18 protein-coding genes are annotated in these 23,170 nt (G+C 34.1%); 15 read left to right on the top strand and 3 right to left on the bottom strand.

Annotated elements, in window-relative coordinates:
- Window positions 1-53 precede the first annotated feature (53 nt).
- The 8 genes from AC3HD6_RS02900 (at window position 54) to AC3HD6_RS02865 (ending at window position 11,889) form a co-directional block, all read left to right on the top strand.
- Window positions 54-1,325 carry a condensation domain-containing protein gene (locus AC3HD6_RS02900; RefSeq protein WP_488894979.1) on the top strand — a complete coding sequence of 424 codons (1,272 nt, stop codon included), beginning with the start codon at window positions 54-56 and terminating at the stop codon, window positions 1,323-1,325.
- Window positions 1,322-2,572 (top strand): condensation domain-containing protein, encoded by a 1,251-nt coding sequence (locus AC3HD6_RS02895; protein WP_488894978.1) that lies wholly within the window; start codon window positions 1,322-1,324, stop codon window positions 2,570-2,572. The genes AC3HD6_RS02900 and AC3HD6_RS02895 overlap by 4 nt, the downstream gene beginning before the upstream one ends.
- Window positions 2,569-3,102, top strand: coding sequence for a hypothetical protein (locus AC3HD6_RS02890; RefSeq protein ID WP_488894977.1), 534 nt, complete (start codon window positions 2,569-2,571; stop codon window positions 3,100-3,102). The genes AC3HD6_RS02895 and AC3HD6_RS02890 overlap by 4 nt, the downstream gene beginning before the upstream one ends.
- Before the next feature lie 184 nt (window positions 3,103-3,286).
- On the top strand, window positions 3,287-6,505 hold the full coding sequence (gene hsdR / locus AC3HD6_RS02885; RefSeq protein WP_488894976.1) for a type I restriction-modification system endonuclease: 3,219 nt from the start codon (window positions 3,287-3,289) through the stop codon (window positions 6,503-6,505).
- 9 nt (window positions 6,506-6,514) lie between these two features.
- A complete protein-coding gene (locus AC3HD6_RS02880; RefSeq protein WP_488894975.1) occupies window positions 6,515-7,975 on the top strand; it encodes a class I SAM-dependent DNA methyltransferase in 1,461 nt (486 codons plus the stop codon).
- Window positions 7,975-9,456, top strand: coding sequence for a restriction endonuclease subunit S (locus AC3HD6_RS02875; RefSeq protein ID WP_488894974.1), 1,482 nt, complete (start codon window positions 7,975-7,977; stop codon window positions 9,454-9,456). Before AC3HD6_RS02880 ends, AC3HD6_RS02875 begins: the two co-directional genes overlap by 1 nt.
- Before the next feature lie 34 nt (window positions 9,457-9,490).
- A complete protein-coding gene (locus tag AC3HD6_RS02870) occupies window positions 9,491-11,125 on the top strand; it encodes an AAA family ATPase (protein ID WP_488894973.1) in 1,635 nt (544 codons plus the stop codon).
- Window positions 11,122-11,889, top strand: coding sequence for an HNH endonuclease family protein (locus AC3HD6_RS02865; protein WP_488894972.1), 768 nt, complete (start codon window positions 11,122-11,124; stop codon window positions 11,887-11,889). The genes AC3HD6_RS02870 and AC3HD6_RS02865 overlap by 4 nt, the downstream gene beginning before the upstream one ends.
- Window positions 11,890-11,992: 103 nt before the next feature.
- Here the strand turns inward: AC3HD6_RS02865 and AC3HD6_RS02860 are convergent, their stop codons facing one another.
- Entirely contained in the window at window positions 11,993-12,403 is a 411-nt protein-coding gene (locus AC3HD6_RS02860; protein WP_488894971.1) for an XRE family transcriptional regulator, read from the bottom strand.
- Window positions 12,404-12,701: 298 nt separating this feature from the next.
- Here AC3HD6_RS02860 and AC3HD6_RS02855 point away from each other — a divergent pair, with 298 nt between their 5' ends.
- Both AC3HD6_RS02855 and AC3HD6_RS02850 read left to right on the top strand, forming a co-directional pair.
- Entirely contained in the window at window positions 12,702-14,561 is a 1,860-nt protein-coding gene (locus tag AC3HD6_RS02855; protein ID WP_488894970.1) for an McrB family protein, read from the top strand.
- Complete coding sequence (locus AC3HD6_RS02850) at window positions 14,561-16,027, top strand: 5-methylcytosine restriction system specificity protein McrC (protein WP_488894969.1); 1,467 nt, start codon at window positions 14,561-14,563, stop codon at window positions 16,025-16,027. The genes AC3HD6_RS02855 and AC3HD6_RS02850 overlap by 1 nt, the downstream gene beginning before the upstream one ends.
- A 137-nt stretch (window positions 16,028-16,164) precedes the next feature.
- Here AC3HD6_RS02850 and AC3HD6_RS02845 read toward each other — a convergent pair whose 3' ends face one another.
- The gene (locus AC3HD6_RS02845) at window positions 16,165-16,311 is read right to left on the bottom strand and encodes a hypothetical protein (protein WP_488894968.1); all 147 of its coding nucleotides are present in this window, start codon (window positions 16,309-16,311) and stop codon (window positions 16,165-16,167) included.
- A gap of 263 nt (window positions 16,312-16,574) precedes the next feature.
- Here AC3HD6_RS02845 and AC3HD6_RS02840 point away from each other — a divergent pair, with 263 nt between their 5' ends.
- From AC3HD6_RS02840 to AC3HD6_RS02830, 3 genes are all read left to right on the top strand, one after another.
- A complete protein-coding gene (locus tag AC3HD6_RS02840; RefSeq protein ID WP_488894967.1) occupies window positions 16,575-17,708 on the top strand; it encodes a 1-acyl-sn-glycerol-3-phosphate acyltransferase in 1,134 nt (377 codons plus the stop codon).
- 399 nt (window positions 17,709-18,107) lie between these two features.
- A complete protein-coding gene (locus tag AC3HD6_RS02835) occupies window positions 18,108-18,956 on the top strand; it encodes a helix-turn-helix domain-containing protein (protein ID WP_488894966.1) in 849 nt (282 codons plus the stop codon).
- 86 nt (window positions 18,957-19,042) lie between these two features.
- Window positions 19,043-20,230, top strand: a complete 1,188-nt coding sequence (locus tag AC3HD6_RS02830) for an FAD-dependent oxidoreductase (protein ID WP_488894965.1) — start codon at window positions 19,043-19,045, stop codon at window positions 20,228-20,230.
- 247 nt (window positions 20,231-20,477) lie between these two features.
- Here AC3HD6_RS02830 and AC3HD6_RS02825 read toward each other — a convergent pair whose 3' ends face one another.
- Window positions 20,478-21,737: a hypothetical protein gene (locus tag AC3HD6_RS02825; protein WP_488894964.1), complete on the bottom strand. Its 1,260-nt coding sequence runs from the start codon at window positions 21,735-21,737 to the stop codon at window positions 20,478-20,480.
- 84 nt (window positions 21,738-21,821) lie between these two features.
- Here AC3HD6_RS02825 and AC3HD6_RS02820 point away from each other — a divergent pair, with 84 nt between their 5' ends.
- Both AC3HD6_RS02820 and AC3HD6_RS02815 read left to right on the top strand, forming a co-directional pair.
- Entirely contained in the window at window positions 21,822-22,661 is an 840-nt protein-coding gene (locus AC3HD6_RS02820; RefSeq protein WP_488894963.1) for a WG repeat-containing protein, read from the top strand.
- Between the two features lie 23 nt (window positions 22,662-22,684).
- Complete coding sequence (locus tag AC3HD6_RS02815) at window positions 22,685-23,119, top strand: hypothetical protein (protein WP_488894962.1); 435 nt, start codon at window positions 22,685-22,687, stop codon at window positions 23,117-23,119.
- Window positions 23,120-23,170: the final 51 nt, after the last annotated feature.

Here is a 23,170-nt window from a genome sequence, read left to right as displayed (position 1 = left end):
GATAAAAACGATGCGATTGCATATGACCTTATAAAAAAGATAGACATCTACATATGAAAAGAAGATTGTTATTTGGCGAACGAATGTTACTGGGAGACGGAACAGAACCGTTTAATGCGGTGATCCCTTTCAGACTCAGAGGTACCTTTGCATTAAAGGATATCCAGGAAGCTTTGGCTAAGATCCAGCAAAAACATCCGTGGCTAAGAGCGCTTATTGCTCACGATGATAAAAATATCCCCTGGTTTGATGTTCCTGAAAACCCGATCTCCATTCCGGTACGTATTATTGCCAGACAAGGAGAAGATCAGTGGCAGGAAGAATCCAGAAGGGAATGGAATACCTTATTCGATCCTAAAAAATTACCTCTTATCCGGTTTGTCTGGATTAAGGGGGAAGACGTTTCTGACATGTTATTTGCGTTCCACCATTGTTTGTGCGATGGTGGTTCTGCAATGACCTTCCTTTATGAGTTTTTAAAAGTCTTGGATAATCCAAAAGCCGATATTGGAATAGAAAGTCCTATTTTAGGGATTCAGGATGTGGTTCCGGCAAATATTTTAAACAGCCGGAAGCAGAAATTAAAAGCCAAATTCATCGGAAGATTAGCGGCTACAGCCATCAAGGTTATTCCTACCGGAAAGAAACCCGTTGATCGTCAAGATGATTATTTAATCAGTTGGAAAATAGATGAAACCGTAAGCCAACAACTGATTTCCTATTGCAAAGCCAATGGTGCTACCGTGAATACGTTCTTAAGTGCCGCTTTACTTCAGGCATTCAGGAAAATAAAAGGAACCGGAGCTTTCAATAAAGTATCCTGCCCTGTAGATATCAGACGTTTTGCTACCCAGGTGAAGAACGATCATATTTTTGCTTTTGGATTGATGATTGTAGTTTCTGCTAACGAAAAGCTGAGCTTTATAGAAAATTTACATGCCATGCAGGCTTCTGTAGAGCGTAAAACCTCTAAGCTTGATCCTTATATTACCATGATGGTGATGGAATCCGGGCATGATGCGTTGAATAATTTCACCAGGCTTTTAAAGAACGGAAAATCATCTAATGACTGTATGTTTTCCAATCTGGGACGCATTCAGATTCCTCATGAGTATAAAGAATTCTCGGTGGATACTATTTTCAGTCCGTCTGTGATTGGACCGCTTGGGAATACCACCACAATGGTAGTTTCTACCTACCGTGGGAAAATGGATTTTTCATTTGTAGGAAGTGAAGGATATTTGCCTTATACGGAAGCTCTCGCCATCCGTGATGAAGTTATGAAGATCATTAAAACCCAACTGGAATATATCGCTGTATCATGATCAAAAGAAAACTAATGATGGTGGAAAGGATCATGTATGTAGATCCCGAAACACCCGTAAACTGTATATTTACCGCTAAAATAAAAGGAGAACTTCCGGAGCAGAACTTTAAAACTGCTCTGGAAAAAATCCAGCAAAAACATCCAATGCTGAGAGTGGTCGTAGATACCAAAAGCGAAAAACATCCCTTTTTTAAAGAAGAAAAGGACATCGCTCCTATCCCACTCCGCATTGTAGAAAGAAAAACGGATGAAGACTGGCTGACAGAGTCTCAAAAAGAATGGAAAATCTTATTTGAGGAAGAAAAAAGCCCTCTCGCCCGTTTAGTTTGGATCAGGGGACAGGATGTTTCTGAAATCTTTTGGGTAATGCCCCACTGCATCTCAGACGGAACAACCGGAGTAACATTAATGAAGGAACTTCTTCAGCTTTTGGATAACCCTGCTTTGGAATTAGATCCTTACGAAGCTTTTCAATCTGTAGATGAATTTTTACCTTCTAACTTTAATGTAAAAAGTAAGAAATTCAAAGCCAAACTTTATCTGACTTTTGCCAGGTTCTTCTTTATGTTACAGCAAAAAAGTAAGAAGAGAAACCTTGGGAAAGATTATGTTCTTCACCAAAAACTAGATCCGGCAACTACAACCCAAATCACCGAAAGATGTAAAGCCAATGGAGTTTCTGTACATGCTTTACTTTGTTCGGCATTCATGCAGGCATTCCAGGAAGTGAAAGGGAAAGACGCCAAAGGAAAAGTGATCAGTCCGGTGGATGTCCGTCATTTTATTCCGGAGATCAAAGAAGATCATTTATTTGCTTTTGCTCCAACGGTTGACCTTGCGATTAAAAAAGGAAGTTCCGATCTGTTGAACAATGCCAGGCATATTAAAGAAGACCTTGTTCAGAAAATAGGAAAAATGGAAGCCCGCGAACTGCTGTGGATGGGTGAACAGATGCACCCAATTGTGGATCGTATGATCTCCATGCTCAAATCAAGCAATGGCGGCCATGATGTGACCTTATCCAATATGGGCAGGATCAATATCCCGAACGATTACAAAAACTTCAACATTGAAACTATTTTCAGCCCTACGGTAGCCTTCCCATGGCTGAACTCAAATACTTTGGTGGCGACTACGTACAACCATCAGATGGATTTTATATTTTTGTCCAACGAAGATTTCCTTCCCAAAGCGGAAGCCGCTAAAATAAAAGAGAAAGCCATAGTGCTAATGACCACCTCATGAAATTGAAATTTAAGCCGAAGCCGCCTAAAAAGCTCAAAAAAACTACCCTTAAACGCTTTCTCATCAAGCGGACGATTTATTATGTCCTTCCGAATGTATTTTTCAATTTCATCATTGCCTATGCCAGCTTCAAAGAATTAGGCTACACCCATTTTTTCTCAGGCGAACAGAATCTGGCCCGCCTTACCTTACCCATGGCCCTGTTTCTCCCCGTTGTCCTCACCATAGACATCATCAAAAGAGTAACCGATGCCGCCGGACAAGGCGCCATTGAGTTTACCGTAGATGAAGCGTTGAATATAAAAAAGTTAATGACTAAGCTGAGTATTCTGCATGGTGTAATTACCTGTTCTTTGGTCTTAGCGATGCTTTTTTTAGGGCAGTATAATTTTTCTAAGGATTATAAGCTGGATGCTACGGCGATGGCTGTTGTTGTGGGGATATTGGCTGGGATTTTATCTGTGGTTTTTGTGTATTTGCCAGTGTGGAGATTGAGGAGGTGGATGTGTAGGAGGAATATAGCTATATGAAATATACTTTATAGAAAAGTCATCATTATAATCTTGGTTCTAAGCATTTTTAATAAACTTTAGAAAAGAAGCTTCTAATGTGTTTTAAAGCGAAAAGTATTTTATTTATAGTAGGTTTTTAGTAAGTTTGTCTTTTACTAGTGATTTTTTAAAAGACGATAACCTATACTATTAAAAACACCTAATGCCATCAAAATTTTTATTTCTAAAGGATCTTTATCCTGAGCTTTTTAATTGTGCAAGATTAGCAGAAACTTTGTATTATATAGATGCCAGTTCATCGATATCAAAATCAAGATTATTTTGTGAAAAATTAGTTAGTTTAATTGCTGGTTTTGAATCAGAAGACATTTCTCTTTTAAATCAACACGATGCTATACAGTATTTAAATAATCACGAGATCTTACCTGATACAATAACTGATATTTTCCATGTCGTTAGAAAATCAGGTAACAGAGCCTCTCATAATGGTTCTAATAAATCTGATGAAGCTTTATTTATATTAAAAAAAATATTTAGTCTAGCTAAGTGGTTTTTTGAAACTTACGAAGAGGATACTATTGAAAACCTTGTCTATGAATTACCTCCCAATAAATCTGATGAGGAAATAGCATCCTTAACAGATAAAGTTGATGAACTAACCATTCAATTAAAAAACTATGAATTAAAAATTCAATCACTGAATGTTTCAGAAAGTGGTATAAAAAAGAGAAGAGAAAAAGCTCAATTTTATGCAGATAAAATTAATCTCAATGAATATGATACAAGAATCCAACTTATAGACGTTCAGTTGAGAGCCGCTGGATGGGAATGTGATACAGAAAATATTAATTACAAGAATAAAAAAATATTACCCGAAAAAGGAAAAAATAAAGCAATTGCAGAATGGCCATGCGGAGGAAAGTATGCTGACTATGCTTTATTTATTGGTACTGAACTCTACGGTTTAGTTGAGGCTAAGAAATATAATACTGATATTTCTACCAACCTTCGGCAGTCTAAGGTATATTCAGAAAATATCAACCCACAGGATGAGATTCTTTTACTCGGGCAATGGGATACTTATAAGGTTCCATTCTTATATTCCACCAACGGGAAAAAATATTTGGAACAACTGAAACCCAAAAGTGGAATTTGGTTTCAGGATATAAGAAAATCTACCAATCGTCCGTATGCTTTAAAAGGTTGGTATTCACCGGAAGGGCTAAAAGAGCTATACAATAGAGACTCAGATGCAGCTAAAGAAAAACTCTTAGAAAGTGATTATGACTATTTGGCTTCTCCAGGCGGATTAAGTCTTCGTGACTATCAGATAGAAGCTATACAATCCGTTGAAAATAAACTTGCCGAAGATCCTTTTGATAAAAGAGCTTTACTAGTTATGGCTACCGGAACAGGAAAAACCAGAACTATTAATGGGTTAATATATAGACTGATAAAAGCCAACAGGTTTAAAAGAATTCTATTTTTAACAGACAGAAAGCTTCTGGCAACTCAGGCACGTGACAGTATTAAAGAAAATAAAGTTGAAGCTCAACAGTCTTTTGGTGGAATATATCAATTTGATGATCTTGGGACAACTATTCCAGACTCTGAGTCCCGTCTTCATTTTGCTACAGTTCAGAGTATGGTAAAAAGGCTATTCTATAATGAAGGAGAACCATTAACTGTAGACACTTATGATTGTATTATTGTTGATGAGGCACACCGTGGTTACCAGTTAGATAAAGAAATGAATGAAGATGATTTTGGTATCCGAAATGAAGATGACTATGTGGCACAGTACCGTAAAGTTCTTGATTATTTTGATGCCTTTAAAATAGGGATGACTGCTACACCAGCTCTTCATACAACAGAAATTTTTGGAGAATCTGTTTATAATTACTCTTATCGAAGAGCTGTAATAGATGGTAATCTGGTAGATCATGAACCTCCATTTAATATTAAAACTTATCTTAATACCGAAGGAATTACATGGGAAAAGGGAGAAAAACCTCAGGTATATGATGGCGAAACTGGAGAAATAACAGATTTGGATGAACTGGAAGATGAATTGAAATTTGATGTAGAGCATTTCAATAAACAAGTTCTTAATGATAATTTCAACAGAACTGTAGTTCAGGAACTTGTTAAACATTTAGATCCTGAAGGTAATGAAAAAACAATCATCTTCGCAGCAAGAGACAGTCATGCAGATACCATAATTAATATGCTGGGTGAAGAGTTTGAAAAAATTGGCGTTGATGTTCATGAAAAAGCTATTCAGAAAATTACGGGTAGTGTTTATGATAATGCGCAATTAACCAGAGATTTTAAGAACGAAAGATATCCCAATATTGTAGTTACAGTAGATTTATTAACTACCGGAATTGATGTCCCGTCTATATGTAATGTTGTATTTATGCGTCGTGTACGGTCCCGTATATTGTACGAACAAATGTTGGGAAGAGCTACACGTCTTTGCCGTGAAATAGGAAAAGAATCTTTTAAAATATTTGATGCAGTTCGATTATACGAAGCATTAAAAGATTATACTCAGATACAGACCGTAGGAAATCCTTCTTATACATTCCAACAATTGGTAGAAGAAACTGAGAGAATTTCTGATGAGCAACGTTTATATAAACAGGTTGAGCAAATCATTGCAAAACTGCAACGAAAGTCAAGAAGCCTGACGACTGAACAAAAAGAGCATATATCTTATCATACAGATGGAAATACCATTGAAGGATTAATACAGTCTTTGAAGAATACAACCAGCTCTGAAATAAAAAATACAGTAGAACAATTAAGCTCACTATGGAATTATCTTGATACAAAAGTATACAAGAAATATTCTCAATTTGTTTCTACACACGAAGATTCTGTAATGGAAGTTACCCGTGGATATGGAAATGCAGATAAACCTGAAGATTACATAGAAGGATTCAAAAAATTCCTTCAGGAAAACAGTAATACGATTACAGCAATCAATATCATTTGCAACAAACCTCACGAGCTAGACCGTAAGTCATTAAAAGAATTAAAGTTACTTTTAGATGAAAAAGGTTTTAATGAAACTTCTCTAAATACTGCTTGGAAATCCACAAAAAATGTGGATATTGCGGCCGATATTATAGCTTATATCAGAACACTTTCTATGGGAATTGATTTAATAACCCCTCAGGAACGTGTTCAGAAAGCCATTAGCAAGTTAAAATCAAAACATCAGTGGACTGCTGTGCAATTAAGATGGATAGACCGTTTTGAAAAACAGTTGATGGCAGAAACCATTCTTACAAAACAGGACTTAGATTTAAGACCTTTTGTAGATGAGGGAGGTTTTACAAGGCTAAATAAGATATTTAATAACGAATTAGAAGAATTGATAACAGAGCTGAATAATGAACTGTATTCAGCATAGAGATGTAAAATGAGCGCACAGGAAATAGCCAATAAACTTTGGAATTTATGTAATGTGTTGCGCGATGACGGCGTAACGTACCACCAGTATCTTAACGAACTTACTTTTATCCTTTTCCTTAAACTATCTGAGGTAAAGGGATTTTCAGATCAAATTCCTGAAGAATACAGATGGAATAAATTTGTGGAGGAAACAGATAATGTTGAAGCCTTTAGATTATACCGTGATTTTTTAGCGAATGTAAGTAGCAAAACAGACAGTCCATCTATTAAAGACATCTATACTAATGCTTCTACTACGCTTACTAAACCTGTAAACTTTAATACTTTGGTTCAGGCTATCGATAAGCTAGATTGGTATGAAGAATCTGACCGTGACGTGATGGGAGACATCTACGAAAGTCTGTTGGAGAAAAATGCAGGTGAGAAAAAAAGTGGGGCCGGACAATATTTTACTCCACGTCCATTAATTAATGTAATGGTAAAACTAATGGCTCCGAAATTAGGAGAAAGATGGAATGATCCTGCCTGCGGAACCTTTGGATTCATGATTTCTGCAGATCATTATTTGAAAGAAAAATATGATTACCGTTACGTTCTGTCTTCTGAAAAAATAAAATTTCAGGAAGAGCAAGCCTTTTCCGGTGTAGAACTTGTTGCTGATGCCCATCGTTTGGCATTAATGAATGCAAGATTACACCAAATGGAAAGTAACATTCTTTTAGGTGATACATTAACAAGTTTAGGTGAAAATCTAAAAGGGTTCAATGGTGTATTAGCAAACCCTCCGTTTGGAACAAAAAAAGGAGGCGAAAAACCTACCAGAACAGATTTAAAATATATATCCAGCAACAAACAGCTCAATTTCTTACAGCATATTTACAGAAGTATTATTACTGACGGAACAGGTCGAGCTGCGGTAATATTACCGGATAATGTTTTGTTTGAAGATGGTGATGGACAACGCATCCGAAAAGACCTTATGGAAAAATGTAATCTGCATACTATTCTACGTCTACCAACAGGTATTTTCTATGCAGCAGGGGTAAAAACCAATGTTCTTTTCTTTACAAGGGGTAAAAAAGAAGAAGGAAACACCAAGAATGTATGGTTCTATGATATGAGAACCAATATGCCAAGCTTTGGAAAAAGAACACCTTTTACAGAAAAAGCATTTGATGATTTTATCACAGCTTATACAGGAGGATTAACTGCTGAAAACGTAGTAAAAGAATATGAAGGAGTAATAGATGAAGAAAAAAGAAAGCAGATAAAAGACGAACGTTGGCAATGCATTTCCCGTGAAGAAATTGCAAAGAAAAATGATTCTTTAGATTTAGGATTGATTGCTGATGAAAGTTTGACTAGCTCATCTGATATAGGTGAACCATTAGATATTGCTAACGATGCTTTAAAGGAACTTTTACTTATGCAAACCGAATTGGAAAAATTGATTAAGGAATTAAATTAATGGAAAATAGGTTACCAAAAGGTTGGGGAAAGTTTAATATATCTGCTTTACTAGATAAAAATGATATTTTTTCAGATGGGGATTGGATTGAAAGTAAAGATCAAGACCCAAATGGGGATGTTAGATTGATTCAACTAGCTGATATTGGAATTAATGAATTTAGAGATAAGTCTAATAGGTATTTAACAAGTCAAAAAGCAGAAGAATTAAAATGTACCTTTCTTAAAAAGAATGATGTACTAATTGCAAGAATGCCTGATCCTATAGGAAGGAGTTGTGTCTTTCCATTGGAAGGAAAGTTTGCAACTGTTGTTGACGTTGCTATAGTAAGAATTAATAGTAAATATATCAATCCTAGATTATTATCTTTTTTTATTAATAGTATACATATTCAAAACAAGATTAGAGATTTATCAAGTGGTTCTACTAGGTTGAGAATTTCTAGAAAGAATTTGGATACAATTAAATTTCCTCTCCCTCCATTACCAGAACAAGAACGTATTGTAGCAAAATTAGATGCTTTATTTGCACAACATGAAGCAATGAAAAAAGCATTGGAGCGTATTCCTCAATTGCTTAAAGATTTTCGCCAACAAGTTTTAATACACGCTGTTACTGGAAAATTCACATCTAATTATGAGTATCAACCAATTGTTCAAGAAATTATAAGTGATAGAAAAGAATGGTATAAAAAACAACTATCACATGCAAAACCTAAAAAAATTATTGAAAAAGTAAATGAAGACAAATCTTTTTTAGAATTTTATTTAGAAAAGAAAACCGATATTTCTTTTATTGAAGAAGTATCTGCAAAAAAAGATAATGCGCTAAAAGCTGGGCCATTTGGTTCTTCTTTGAAAAAGGAATTTTATGTTCAAAAAGGATATAAAATTTATGGCCAAGAACAGGTTATTAAAGGAGATAGTAAATACGGAGACTATTATATTGACGAGGCTAAATATAAGGAGCTTCAATCATGTGCCATAGATAAAGGAGATTTGCTGATAAGTCTTGTTGGGACAATTGGAAAAACTTTGGTAATTCCTGCAGATTTTGAGAAAGGAATAATAAATCCTCGATTATTAAAATTTTCTTTTCATGAAAAAATTAATCCCTATTATATTCAAATCTATTTGCAAAGTGAAATAGCAAATAAATTTCTAAGTAAAAATTCACATGGAGGAACTATGGATGTCTTGAATATGGGTATTTTAAAAAAACTTCCTATCCCAATTCCTTCAACAGAAGAACAGCAAGAGATTGTTAATATAGTCGAAAATCTTTTCTCAAAAGCAGATGCTATAGAAAAACGCTATAAAACTTTAAAAGAAAAAATAGATAATCTTCCACAAGCCATTCTACATAAAGCTTTTAAAGGGGAACTCAGTGAACAGCTTGAGAGTGATGGAGATGCAAAATACTTGCTAGAGGAGATTATAAAGCTAAGGATGCAGACAAAAAAGGAAGAGGGAAAAAATTAAAGAAATAATTTAATTTATCAATTTCACATAAGTTATGAAACTTAAAAGCATTACTATACATAATTATAAAAACATTCCTCATCAAACCATAAAATTTGATACTGATCTAACATCTTTAATTATTGGTCAAAATGGTCTCGGAAAGTCCAATCTACTGGAAGCCATTACATTAATTTTTGTAGCATTATCTGATAAGGATGATTATTTAAACTTATCAAATTTAGATGGACGCTACTTAAGTTTTGATTTAGAATATTCTTTAAGAGGAAAAAATATTAAAATTATTTATGGAATAAAAAACGTTTATGAAGTTAATATTGATAAAGACGTTTATAATTTAAAACCAGAAGGACAATATGATCCAAAAATTATAAAGAAAATCAATAAAGATTTAATCCCTGATTATTTTGTAACCTATTATTCGGGGCAAAATAAGCGTTTAGAAAAAATACTGAAAAAATTTGAGGATACATATATTGATGGCTTACGAAAAAATAAAGAAACCACTTTTTTAACAGATCGCAGAAATTTTTTATACCTCAAAAATTATCATGCGCCGTTGCTTATTTTAACTTTAAGTATTTTTCATGAGGTAGAAGTTTGTGATAAGAAAATATACTTAGTAAAATTTAATAGCTTACTGAAACATTTAAATATAAAATGTATTGCAGAATTTTCTTTAAAATTGAATAGTCCTGATTGGATTGCTAAAAAATATTCAGAAAAAATAACCGATGAAATAAAAATTGAAAATAGATATACTGAATTTATTCATTTATATCTCGCAGAAGAAAAGAAATATCCTTTTCCTTTTTGGGGCTTAAAAAGTTCTGTTGATTTATTATTAAAATGTCTCACAAAATCAGTTGAAATGACTGAATATAATAATGAAGATGACATTAAAAATAAATCTAATTTCACAGAAACAATTGAATTCAATAATGTTTCTATTTCAGAATTAAGAAAGCATATAATTGAAGATTTTGAATCTCCATTAGAGCTATTTTATGCATTAGAAGCATTAGTGTTATTAAATATTTTAGATGTTGAGAATAACTTAAAATTTGACATAAAGAAAGGTGAGTCAGTATCTGCAAAAAAATTTTCATTCGAATATTTAAGTGAAGGAGAAAATCAGTTTTTTATTGTTTTAGGGATAATATTAGCTACTGGAATTGAAGAAACCTTATTCCTATTAGATGAGCCAGATACTTATCTTAATCCCAAATGGCAAAGAGAATACATTCATCATCTTGAAGAATTTAATCTTGAAGATGATGACTCTCATATCCTTGTAACAACACATAGTCCATTACTTGTCCAAAATATACAGGGGGAAAATAAATATAAGTATGATTTAATATTATTATCCAGGAATGATAATGAAATTGAATTTGATCAAGATATTACATTATTTCAGAATTGGAGAATAGATCAAGTCTTATCTAGTAAGTATTTTGATTTAGTAAGTAGTAGACCTATTTTACTTGATGATTATCTGAAAGAAAAAGAAGCTATTCTATATAATAATGATTTAAATCTTGACGATAAAAAGAATCAGATTGACCTACTAATGGAAAAGTATGGTAATCTACCTACTGGGGAATCAAGAAATGAAATTCAATCGATGATATTAATAAATGAGGTAATTAAAAGATTTGGAAAATGATTAAACTAAAACGATTACCTCATGACCCAATTTACACTAATGGTAGAGCTTGTAAAATTATTAGCGAAACACAAAAGTTGTTGGATACTTATGCTATTAATCCTAATGATTACAACAATGGAACATTAAAACTTGATATTAATGCTGTATATCGCCATGATAATATTAAGGAAAAGCTAAGGGAAATTCAAAAAAATAAATGTGCATTTTGTGAAGTTAATTTGGATAGTCAGCATGGAGAAGTGGAACATTTTAGACCAAAAAAATTTAGTAAACAAAAACCTATTGGACCTGAAATCTACCCGGGATATTATTGGCTAAGTTATGATTGGAACAATCTATTGCTTTCGTGTATTACCTGTAATCAAAAATGGAAAAAAAATTTATTCCCATTAAAAGATCCAAACAAAAGAGCCTTAAATCATTCGGAAGAAATAAAAAAAGAAAAACCTTATTTTATTAATCCCTATATTGAAAACCCTTCTAATTTTATAAAATTCTTTGGTGCAGAAGCTAAGGGTATTGATAAGTGTAACAGAGGGAGAGTAACAATTAAATATTTTAATCTTAACAGAAAAGGTGAAAATGGTATAAATTCCATTTATGAATTACGAAATGATCATTTCACAAACCTTGACTTACTAAGTAGAACATTGTCTTTTATACCTCCAACAGATCCGCTTTATGCAGAAATAAGAGTGAATATTCAACTTGCAAAAAGATCTAATGAGCAGTATGCTGCTATGGTAAGAGACAATTTCTAATTTTAAAATACATAGAGTATAGTCCGTACTATTTTTATAAATTAATTTGTAACCCTAATATACAAAAAGGTTCAGCACTTGCTGAACCTTTTTGTATATTAAATTATTTATTCTCAATCAATCTCTCCAGCCTCACCATCATCTCATCCTTCTCCTTCAGCATCCTTTCATAAAGCTCAATTTTTTGATCATGTAACTCAATTATTTTTTCAATAGGATGAAAATTAATTGTACCATAATTAAATGAGTTACTAAATGCATGCTCACCAAACGTATTAGAAATAATATTCACCGCCTGCTCCTCATCAAAATTCTGAAATGCTTCCACCGGAATTTTCAATACTTCAGAAATTCTTTTCAGCAAAGGGTCTTCAATAATTTCTTTCTGTTCCAGCAGAGAAACTTTCTTCTGGTTCCAGTCGTCCCCAAGGTCAAGATCCAATGCTTCCTGCTTGATGCCCAGCATTTCCCTGAATCGTTTTACATTGCGTCCCTGATGTATTTTATGTTCCATGATAAAGACCCCAGAGGGCCGTTAAAAAATAGTTTGCATCACTCTAGAAGATATAAAACTTTTTTAAAGGATATTTCTGTTGAAATTTTACGTTTTCCCGTAAGTAAAAATTAAAGATTTTTCTTATCATTGCAATAAATAAAACTACAAACTCATGAAAATAAATACCATTTCATCTCTTTATAGGATGGTATAAAAATATCTAACACTTACAGCTAAATAATTTACTGCCGATATAGTCTCCGTTATTTATTAATGGATTACTTTGTATATATGGCAATATAAAAACTAAAACATCATGATTTTTAGAGAATTAATTGATAAAATAGAAATTTGGGATCACTGGCAGGGAGAATATAACCGTTTTGTCCCTCAGTTTGTGGCAGAAGCAAGCACAGGAAAAAATTGGGAAGATTGGGATAAGGAACTCTTTTATGAGTTTTTTATGCGCTCTGCAGATCAATGTGTTTCTTCTTTAAAACAAGGATATTTTACCAATACAGAAAGAGACCTTATTAAGCAAAACTGGCCTGAACTTTCTGTACTATTACAGAAAATTGCTTTAAACCAGGAGCAGCCTTTATTTGATACGTACCATCAGATTAAAGAATTGCTACGAAAATGTACAGACAATAATAAAAAAGCAGCAACCAACAGGCTTATCGCAAGTTTACAGCCTCAGTTGCTGTGTACTGTTGTTAATCAAGATAAATTAGGACAATTAGTTTATCTGTTGAATACTCATGTTGAGGATTTCGAATTGGAACTTACCTATGACTGGTTTAAGGACAGTTATAACCTTCTTCAGATCTTTAAAGAAAAGCTTCACCACGATGTTTTTGAAATTGTAACCCTTCCATGGCAGGTTTACGATTATTTTCAGGAACAAAATACTTCATCTTCTATAGAACAAAATGATATGAGTGAAAATAAATTGGATCATCAGATTCAGATTTTAGAATACAAAAAACAAATTATCCTGCAAGGCCCTCCAGGAACAGGAAAAACAAGACAAGCCAAAGAACTAGCTGTTCAATTATTAGGATTACATACCACTCAGGAACTAAAAGATCATCCACAGTTTAAACTGATTCAGTTCCACCCTAGTTATACCTATGAAGATTTTGTAAGAGGAATCGTAGCCAAGCCGGATGAAGCAGGAAGCGGTATCATCTACGAAGCTGAAAATAAAGTACTGGGTGATTTTATCAAAAAAGCCAATGAACATTCTCAGCACAGCAATGGTTCTTCTCATACAGCATGGCTTGATGAATTATTTGAAGATTTCAAAACTTCTATAGAAGAAGAACTAATTACAAGTGATCATAAAATACAGCTTACCAATAAGCTGTTTCTTACCCATATTGGGGAGAGCTCTTTTCATATTTCCAGTGAAGGATGGACAGGAGACCGCTTAAAGTTCAGTGAGATAAAAAAACTATACAAGTATAACATCACCAAAAGAGAGGAAACAAAAAAATATGATGATCTGGCAAAAACGGTCTATCACAGAACTGCCTATTACTTCCCATTAGTAGAAAAATTCAAAAACTTTTTAAAAGATAAGCCTGCTTATACTCCTGATCAGGCATCATCTCAACCGGAGAACTATGTTCTGGTCATTGATGAAATTAACCGGGCCAATCTGTCATCTGTACTGGGAGAATTAATTTACGCACTTGAATACAGGGGGAAAGCAGTAGAAAGTGTGTATGAAATAGAAGGTAATAGAGACCTCATTCTCCCTCCCAACCTTTACATCATTGGTACCATGAATACTGCAGACCGAAGTGTAGGCCATATTGATTATGCTATAAGGAGACGTTTCGCTTTTATTGATGTACTGCCTGAATCTCTGGAGCATGATAATAATATTCATTTTAATTCCGAAGGCTTTGAAAAAGTCTCTCAGTTATTTAAAAATGGAAATGTAAGTGGTGAATTTGAAGCAAAAGATGTTCAGTTGGGACACAGTTATTTTATTGCCAAAAATGAAGATATCCGGGACGGTCAGACAAAAGAGGAAATCTTCAGAATGAAAATGAATTATGAAGTGGTCCCTATTCTTCTAGAATATGTGAAGGACGGAGTTCTTATCGGAAATTATGCCGGTAAAGATATTAAAGAATATATCAATACCCTGAAAATGAATAATTAATGGGAATTTTACTTTCAGAGCACAAAAGCATTCTGATCAAACGGGTAGCAGCAGGAGAATCTTTTACAAATGTACAAAATGAACTGCTGCACCTTGATGATGATTCTTTCGCCTTATTTAACACGTTGGAGAGTAAAAAATTCAACCATCAGTCTTTTTCTTTTTCAGTAGTAAAAGAAGAGAATCATTGTGAGATTAAGGCAGATTACTTTGTAGGCATAGACTGGCTGGGTAACACTGGCAGAACAATCTATGTAGAACCTAAGATTAATGCAGGTTTATCACAATATTTCCGAAACTGTCTTAATGAGGAAGAAAGCTCCACCGAAGTTCCGGAAACATTTGATAGTAAAGAAAAGGTAGAAACCAAAGAAATCAATTACCTTAAAATCCTCTTGGATATTATGGCCTTGCCTCAAACAGCCCGATATTCAAAAGATATGATCCAGATCGACTGGAAAGCCAAACCTATTCCTATTGATCAGAAGAATGACCGCCTAACTCCATTTCTTATTGTACAGTTTTTACAGCATTTAAAAACAATTGTAAGAAAAGGACTAAAAAAATCATACTACAAAACTCAGGAAAATCTGAACAGTAAAGTAAAAGGTAAAGTATTAATTGGGCAGCATATCAAAAAAAATGTTTTTAAAAACAGATTAACATCTACTTTTTGTGAATTTCAGGTATTTGGAGAAGACCACCTTGAAAACCGTTTTTTAAAGAAGGTCCTGGAATTTGTAATCAGTTATATTGAAAATAACCCATTATTATTTTCTTCAAACCTGACATCAATTAAAAATATATTCAATTATTGCAGACCAGCTTTTGAACATATCGGTACTGAGATTAATGAACATCAATTAAAAAACATAAAGAAAAATCCCTTTTTCAATGAATATGGAGAAGCGATCAGAATTGGTCAGCTTATACTGAAACGTTTCTCTAATACTATTACCAAAACAATTCAGGAAAAGGCAGAAACTCCACCTTTCTGGATTGATATGCCAAAGATGTTTGAACTCTACTTTTATTATCAGCTGGTAAAAGCAAACCCTGAAGATGAAAAATACATTCATTACCAGTTTAGTACCTACGGAAATCATGTTGATTTTTTGATCAGTAAGCCTGGTTATGAAATAGTAATTGATACTAAATATAAACTCAAATATACCAAAAGTCATATTCATAAAGACATCCGTCAGGTTTCAGGTTATTCCAGATTAAAGAAAGTCATACATGAAATAAAGAGTAAAAATGAAACTTGGGACGAAAATAAAATATTGGATTGTCTGATTATTTACCCACACCTCTACCAACCTAATGAAAACAATTCAAATATCCCACAATCATTACTCAATAGCTTCAAAATAGAGAATATCAAAAAGCAATTTGATAATAAAGAAAATCAGATTACTGCATATCACAAAGTTTTTAAATTGGGAATTAATTTACCCATACTTTAAATAAAAAAGGTTCAGCTAAAAACGCTGAACCTTTTTTATTTTTACTAAGAGCAAAAACTAGTTAGCTCCCCGGCCCATTCAAATATTCATTACTAATATCCTTCTCCTTTTTAAAATCCATCTTTCCAAACTTATAACTAAAGCTGATCCCCGAAGGAACGGTACGGCAATTCCCTTACAGAATAAGAATCATAATCTGCGGTACTCACTGTGGTAACCTGCTTGATATATTTATTAAACGGATTGGTCATGGTAAATCCTAAGCTTGCCTTATGTGAACTCATTGTACAGCATCCTTCTCAACTTACTCAAGTGAACTAAAGTGTTTTAAACAAAAGCTTTTGTGACTTTTGACTCCGTCGAAATAACATTCATCGACTCACAGGAGATAATCTTCGATTTGTGGTTAAAAATGATAAAGGTTTACCTCACTCCACCAGATAATTTCTCTAATTCCTACGCCCATCATAATACTTTAACAACCTTTATACCCCATCCCCAGATAAATTTTCGTTCTTTTGCAAAAAGTTTTAATTTTTACCATAACATGTCGAAGTTTGATGAAATCCGGTATTTTCATGATCATGAAGTAAATGAAAGATTGCAGAGCATAGCTCGTGATCCGATGATGAAAGCACTGATGAACTTTACTTTTCCCGGAGAGGATGAGCAGGTTTGGCTGGAACAGTTTAAAAATGTGCATTCTATAAGTGATTTCCAACATCAGTTTGTAGCGTATGCCGTTCGTCAGATTCTTGCCAAAAGTTCTGAGGGATTAACGACTTCAGGTTTCGATAAACTTGATAAAAATACGTCCTACCTTTATATTTCGAATCACAGAGATATTGTACTGGATACTTCCCTGCTTAACCTTGTTTTGTTGGAAAGTGGCCATATTATGACGGCTTCAGCCATTGGTGACAATCTTGTAAAGAGAAACTTTTTGAATGTACTGGCTAAACTGAACCGTAATTTCTTAGTTCAAAGAGGATTATCAATTCGTGACCAGCTTAAAAGTTCACAGACCATGTCTGAGTATATTGATATGCTATTACACGAAGAAAACCGCTCTGTATGGATTGCCCAGCGTGAAGGCCGTGCTAAAGACGGGAATGATGCCACTCAACAAGGGGTTTTAAAAATGTTGGCCATGGCAGCGGGAGATCAGTCATTAATAGATTATTTTAAAACATTAAAGATTGTTCCTATCTCCATCTCTTATGAGTATGATCCTACAGATTCTTTAAAAATGCCTCAATTATTGGCACAACACAGAGAAGAGGAATACATTAAAGGTAAAAACGAAGATTTTAATACCATACTCAGCGGAATTTTAGGACAAAAGAAAAGAATTCATATCCATGCCGGTGATGTTATTGATACAGAACTGGATCATATTGCCGCTGCGATAGAAAATAAGAACAAACAACTGCAGGCTATTGTACAGTTGATTGATGATTCAATCATTAAGAATTATAAACTTTGGCCTACGAAATACATAGCCTACGATCTGATTAACAATACAGACACCTATGCTTTTCAATATACAGAACAGGAAAAACAATTGTTTATCCGAAGACTGGAAATGCGTATTGATCCGTCTGATCTTGTTTCTAAAGAATATTTCATGGCGATGTACGCTAATCCTTTGGTGAATAAATTAAAGGCAGAAGAAAAATAGTTTCTTTAACCACAGATTTTCTCATATCTCCACAAATTTTAATACAAAAACTGAAAATCTTTTTAGCCACTAATGCACAAATAAAAAAATGATTCGTGAATTAGTGGCTAAAAAGATTACAAGATTTTATAAACGCAAAGGTTTTTTCTTCATTCCGTAATATTTAAAGGGAGCAAAGAATGGAATCAATGAAATTGATTCTTATTAAGCATACGTTTAGCCATAAAGCTTCTTCAGCGACAAAGTCACTGTTCTTAGCTTCCTTACAATATCCATTATTCACCTTAAACTTTGTTGCGTTTCAAAAAAAATAATCTATGGATAGGCTAGTATATTTTATACTTTGTGTATGCTTTTCCCAGAAAGACTATCTTCGTATTCTTAATCAAGGTCTATCAGATGAAAAAGATGATCCCTTCTCACCATAATCAATTGGAAAATTCGGCAGTCAGGCTGATACCTTTATCTGTTTTTCATGACAAGCAGGCGGAAATACATCGGGATGATCACTATATGTTTATTATTCAAAGAAAGGGTCATTTTATATTGGAAGTAGATTTTAAAACCATTGAGCTAAAAGGTTCTTCCGTATGTTTTGTAGCACCAGGTCAGATTCATCAGTATATTGATCAGAAAAATAATGAAGGATGGTTTTTATTTGTGGAAGCAAGAAGTGTTTCTGAATCGTATCAGGAAATACTGGATATTCACCAGTGGCTCCATCAGTCTATTGCTATCAAAGAAAATGATGTGATTTTTGATTTTCTTTCCCTATTCGAAAAAACAGAAAAAGACACCACATTACAAGACTTTGCAATAGAGCAATCATTGACAGATGCAGTTGTTGGAGTCATCATTTCCAGGATTTCGGAATTTCCTGTGCTGCAGATTCAGCATAACGGTCAGAAGCAGGCCATCACAAGACAATTCAAAAAACTCATTTCTGGCAATTTTAAAAGTACTAAACAGGTACAGCAATATGCTCAATTCCTAACAATCACTCCGCTGTATCTGAATGAAGCGGTAAAAGAGGTAACAGGGTATCCTGCCAGTTCCTGGATTCAGCAGAAAATTATTTGGGAGGCCAAACGTTTGCTGGTGTATACAACCATGGATGTGAAGCAGATTGCATTTGAGCTAGGATATGATGATCCGGTTTATTTTTCGCGTTTTTTTAAAAAAAGAACAGGAAGTACGGCATTAGATTTCAGAGTAAAAAACCAAGATTTGTCCCATCATCACCATTAAATAACTATCGTTCCCTTCATCCACTCATTATAATTTTGTCTCATCAATTCATTACCACTATATAACAGAATTGATGCTTAAAAATTATGATACAAAAACACACTAACAAACGTATTGCCATTATAGGGGCAGGCTTGGGAGGATTATGTCTTGCTCAGGGATTAAAAAAGAATGGACTGGATTGTAAGATCTTTGAAAAAGATGCAGCCATCAATACCCGAACTCAGGGATATAGAATCAGAGTGAATGAACCAGGCCGAAAAGCACTACAAAAATGTCTTCCCCAGAATTTGTACAATCTTTTTATAGATACCTGTGCAGCTAGCCATCGTGGCATGAATGTACTCACCACAACCCTTGAATCTTCAAGAAACGAATTGGTAGAATCCTGGAGTGATGGAATAAGAGAAGTTCCAGATCTGAAACCTAACCGATTAACGCTCCGTGAAATTTTATTACAGGGATTACAGGAAAACATCAGCTTTGGAAAAGAACTTACAGGTTGGAAGGAATTGGAAAATGATGAAGTGGAACTTTCTTTTGCTGACGGTACAAAATATATTGCTGATCTCGTAATAGCAGCAGATGGAGTACACTCTAAAATCGGATCTGATTATTGCAAAGATCAAAAAGTCAATACAGGAAATATTACGATCTACGGAAGAACATTTTATTCTCCGGAAGCTTTGAAAGCCATTTCTCCGGAACTTCAAAAAGGAACTTCTGTCATTATAGAAAATCAGTACTCTCTGATCATTGATGCAATGGTATTTGATTCTTCCAAAAAAGAGATATCCTGGAATATATTGAGTCCGGTTTCTAACTATTTCTATTGGGCTTTCATTGGAGACCCTGAAGCTTTTGGGCTTTTACAGGCTGATTTTTACCATCATTCAGGAGAAGAAATCTTTCCTGTCATTGATTTGCTTACCAATGACTGGCATCCTCAACTTAAGGCTTTATTCAATTATGCCGATCAAAAATCATTATCCATTACTCCCATACGGTCATCCTTACCTAAAGAAACCTGGCCATCAGGAAATATTACAGCATTAGGTGACGCCGTTCATACAATGAGCCCGGCAGGAGGTGTAGGCGCCAACACAGCATTTATAGATGCTGCTCTTTTAACGGAAAACATAATGACTCATAATAGTATTTCAACGGCTATAGCTGACTACGAAGATAAAATGAGAAAGTATAGCAATCAGGCCGTAGACATCTCCTTACAGGGTGGAGAAATCTTGCAAGGGATCAATAAAAAAAATAATTAGCTGATCAAATAATCTTTAAAAAAATAAATAAAGTCGATGAAATTTTCCTTCATCGACTTTTTCTTTTGAATATAAACTGAATCACAGGGTACCATATTTTGTAGTTTCCCTCATTTTTCTAAGGATTGTTTGTAGTTTCAGCCTTGTAAAACAAATCATCTTTAACACCCCATTAGCAATGTATCATAATCTAAAATATTCTCTTATTAAACTACACAAATCTCAATTTTTACTTCAATATATATTATTATCGTCTTTTCTGAACACTTACAGAGACTACTTTTCCACTTCCGTCATAAGTAATGACTTCTCCTTCACAATTACTATTGAGCGTTGAAATAGATTTGCTTTGAACTTTTCCATTGGCCATCATCGTAAATATTTGTTTTCCATCGATAGTCTTCACTGTATTTTCAGAACGTATCTTTCCTTCTTTATCTTCGATAATCAGTTTTGAGTACATCCTTCTTTTATCAGAGTCATATTGATAAGTATTAATGACAGTAGATTCTCCTTTGTGAGTGCTTTCTTCTTTTAAAACTCTCCCAAGATTATCATAGGTATAATGGATCTCCCGCTTCATTTTGTTCTCTTTATTGAAATCATATTTTACATTTACCTGTCCTTTTGTATTAAGATGAAACTCTTCCCTATCCCCATAACTTGAATGAATAATGAACTGATCCGGTAAATACTTGAAGTTAAGCTTCATTTCTCTTTTACCATTCTGAGAACTAACTATAGAATCCAATAACCCTACTGTATTGAGGTAATATTTTTGTACATTTTCAAGCCCTTCCCTTGTGTATACATACTCCAGCATTCTTCCATTTCTGTAGGTAACATGGGAACTATAACTTATATGTTGTTGTTTTTCATCTGAGTAAATGATATTTCGAAACTGTCCGTTACAATTCCCGCCATCTTCAAAGGAAAGCAAAGGGTAATAGACGGTATTGCTATGGTTGATTATGCGATCTGCATATTTTTGGTCCGGTGAGAAAGAAGTGGCATCAATAGATTTCCAGGTGTTAAAAGCTCCTTTTTCAGCATTCTGATTTTCTTTATCCGCTTCCTGCTTCTTTTTCAGGTCCTCGGATAAGTATTTTTTCACCAAATGTTCATAATTTTTGGGGTTGTAATCAATAATGGGTTCATTGTTTCCATCAAATACAATCATCGCCGTTCGTTTCGGAAAGTTTTGAATATCGACAAACCATGTGGTCTTACCATTGGAAAATTTAAAAGTTTTAGCATTGGTTCTGGCTACCATCACCCGTTCTGTAGCTCCTCCAAATAGTCTGTAAAGATGGTCTGCGACTTCTTGATGTCTGCGGATATGATCTTGGGGCGCAGTAATCTTTTCATTCTCCACAAAAAACAGGGCCTTGGAAGGCTTTGAGATCCCAAAATCGGCTTTATCTTCCGCACTGGCCAGCCTGACCACTTTTGGAGAACACGAGCACATCAACAAAAACAGGAGTATAGAAGAGAATATTTTCATCATTATTAATCTTATTTTAAAAATACAAAAAATAGGATGAATAAATTCCCTCAATAATGTGTACTTTTAAGATGTACTACAGCCAAAATGAAAAAAATAATAGTTTCAATCCTTTTGTCGGCTCCCTGCTTTTCATTCAATGCTCAAAAATACAATGAGCTGTATCCGATGAAGAATGCTAATGGATATATTGGTTACTACCTTTCCGATGGAACCAATATCATCCCGCCTCAGTTTTGCTCTGCAACCTACAATACGGATGGCTATTATTTAGTTTCGAAAGCGGATCATGAATATGATGAAACCGGAAGAAGAAAGGAGGAGCATATTCCCGGTACGGAAAAGTATGGCATCCTTAACAGTAAAGGGGAATGGGTTATAGGTTTGGATAATACTTACAGCTCAATAGGCATATCCAGTGGATTTATAAAGGTTACGAAAAATGACCTCAACGGAATTGTGAATGACAACAATAAAATATTGATTCCCATAGAAAATGAGGATCTGGACCCGATGTACAGCACACTTATTTCTGCAAAAAGGAATGGTAAAAAAGGAATCATAGATATTCAGAATAAAACCCTTGTTCCGTTTCTATATGATGAAATTCACGGATTTCATTTTATGAATGATAAAAACCAATTTTACTCTATTGTAAGAATTGGAGATGAATACGGAGTGGTGGATAACAAAGGGAAATATGTCATCAAACTAAGTGATACTGAGCTGGTATCTATGACGGACACTACCATTATTATCCGGAAAAATGGTTTATTTGGCTTATCGGATTTCCAGATGAAAACCATTATCCCTTTAGAATATAATGATGCCTATCTTTATGGTCAGGAATTATTTTTTCAGAAAAACAATGTCAACTTTTACTTCAGCCCAACAGGAAAGCTGTTGAGAAAAGAAAAAGCAGATTAAAAAACTGATTTAATGTAAACTAAATGAAACACCATATAATACTATTCTTTATTGCACTCACTTCAGGAGCTTTTCTGTCTTCGGCACAGACTTTAACCTCTTCTGAGGTCTGGTATAAACTTATTCAGAACAAGACTAATACCGACAGTCTTTTAACCCGAAAAGGATTTAAAATGATGTATTCGGGACCGAAGAAACTTGGCGGCCATCTTTCCTGCTATTTTAATAAAAAGGCTGATGAATGGCTGTTCATCCACGATAATGAACAATGGCAGACCACCAATGTTTCTTATCTTCTCCCTACTTTACAAAAATATCGGAATAATCAGGTTGAAAAGAAACTTCTGTTACAAGGTGAAGAGGTAAATCCAATGGGCAAGACCTATCAGGAAAACAAAGTTTATTACCATCTTGTTTATACTTTTGAAAAATATAAAGCACCTCCCGTAACAGAATAAATATAAACTGGATACCATACATAAGCTGGAAGTTACCATTCAACCAACCTT

The organism is Chryseobacterium sp. II3a, from assembly GCF_057815135.1.
The sequence above is the reverse complement of the archived record's forward strand: the minus strand, read 5'-3'. Positions and strand labels throughout refer to the sequence as shown.

What these genes read in the sequence shown, in the direction of transcription:
- AC3HD6_RS02895 (WP_488894978.1), top strand. Translation starts at nt 1,322, where the DNA reads ATGATCAAAAGAAAACTAATGATGGTGGAAAGGATCATGTATGTAGAT.
- AC3HD6_RS02820 (WP_488894963.1), top strand. Translation starts at nt 21,822, where the DNA reads ATGAAAAAAATAATAGTTTCAATCCTTTTGTCGGCTCCCTGCTTTTCA.
- AC3HD6_RS02855 (WP_488894970.1), top strand. Translation starts at nt 12,702, where the DNA reads ATGATTTTTAGAGAATTAATTGATAAAATAGAAATTTGGGATCACTGG.
- AC3HD6_RS02845 (WP_488894968.1), bottom strand. Translation starts at nt 16,311, where the DNA reads ATGAGTTCACATAAGGCAAGCTTAGGATTTACCATGACCAATCCGTTT.
- AC3HD6_RS02900 (WP_488894979.1), top strand. Translation starts at nt 54, where the DNA reads ATGAAAAGAAGATTGTTATTTGGCGAACGAATGTTACTGGGAGACGGA.
- AC3HD6_RS02815 (WP_488894962.1), top strand. Translation starts at nt 22,685, where the DNA reads ATGAAACACCATATAATACTATTCTTTATTGCACTCACTTCAGGAGCT.
- AC3HD6_RS02830 (WP_488894965.1), top strand. Translation starts at nt 19,043, where the DNA reads ATGATACAAAAACACACTAACAAACGTATTGCCATTATAGGGGCAGGC.
- AC3HD6_RS02870 (WP_488894973.1), top strand. Translation starts at nt 9,491, where the DNA reads ATGAAACTTAAAAGCATTACTATACATAATTATAAAAACATTCCTCAT.
- AC3HD6_RS02850 (WP_488894969.1), top strand. Translation starts at nt 14,561, where the DNA reads ATGGGAATTTTACTTTCAGAGCACAAAAGCATTCTGATCAAACGGGTA.
- AC3HD6_RS02825 (WP_488894964.1), bottom strand. Translation starts at nt 21,737, where the DNA reads ATGATGAAAATATTCTCTTCTATACTCCTGTTTTTGTTGATGTGCTCG.
- hsdR (WP_488894976.1), top strand. Translation starts at nt 3,287, where the DNA reads ATGCCATCAAAATTTTTATTTCTAAAGGATCTTTATCCTGAGCTTTTT.
- AC3HD6_RS02840 (WP_488894967.1), top strand. Translation starts at nt 16,575, where the DNA reads ATGTCGAAGTTTGATGAAATCCGGTATTTTCATGATCATGAAGTAAAT.
- AC3HD6_RS02890 (WP_488894977.1), top strand. Translation starts at nt 2,569, where the DNA reads ATGAAATTGAAATTTAAGCCGAAGCCGCCTAAAAAGCTCAAAAAAACT.
- AC3HD6_RS02860 (WP_488894971.1), bottom strand. Translation starts at nt 12,403, where the DNA reads ATGGAACATAAAATACATCAGGGACGCAATGTAAAACGATTCAGGGAA.
- AC3HD6_RS02875 (WP_488894974.1), top strand. Translation starts at nt 7,975, where the DNA reads ATGGAAAATAGGTTACCAAAAGGTTGGGGAAAGTTTAATATATCTGCT.
- AC3HD6_RS02835 (WP_488894966.1), top strand. Translation starts at nt 18,108, where the DNA reads ATGAAAAAGATGATCCCTTCTCACCATAATCAATTGGAAAATTCGGCA.
- AC3HD6_RS02880 (WP_488894975.1), top strand. Translation starts at nt 6,515, where the DNA reads ATGAGCGCACAGGAAATAGCCAATAAACTTTGGAATTTATGTAATGTG.
- AC3HD6_RS02865 (WP_488894972.1), top strand. Translation starts at nt 11,122, where the DNA reads ATGATTAAACTAAAACGATTACCTCATGACCCAATTTACACTAATGGT.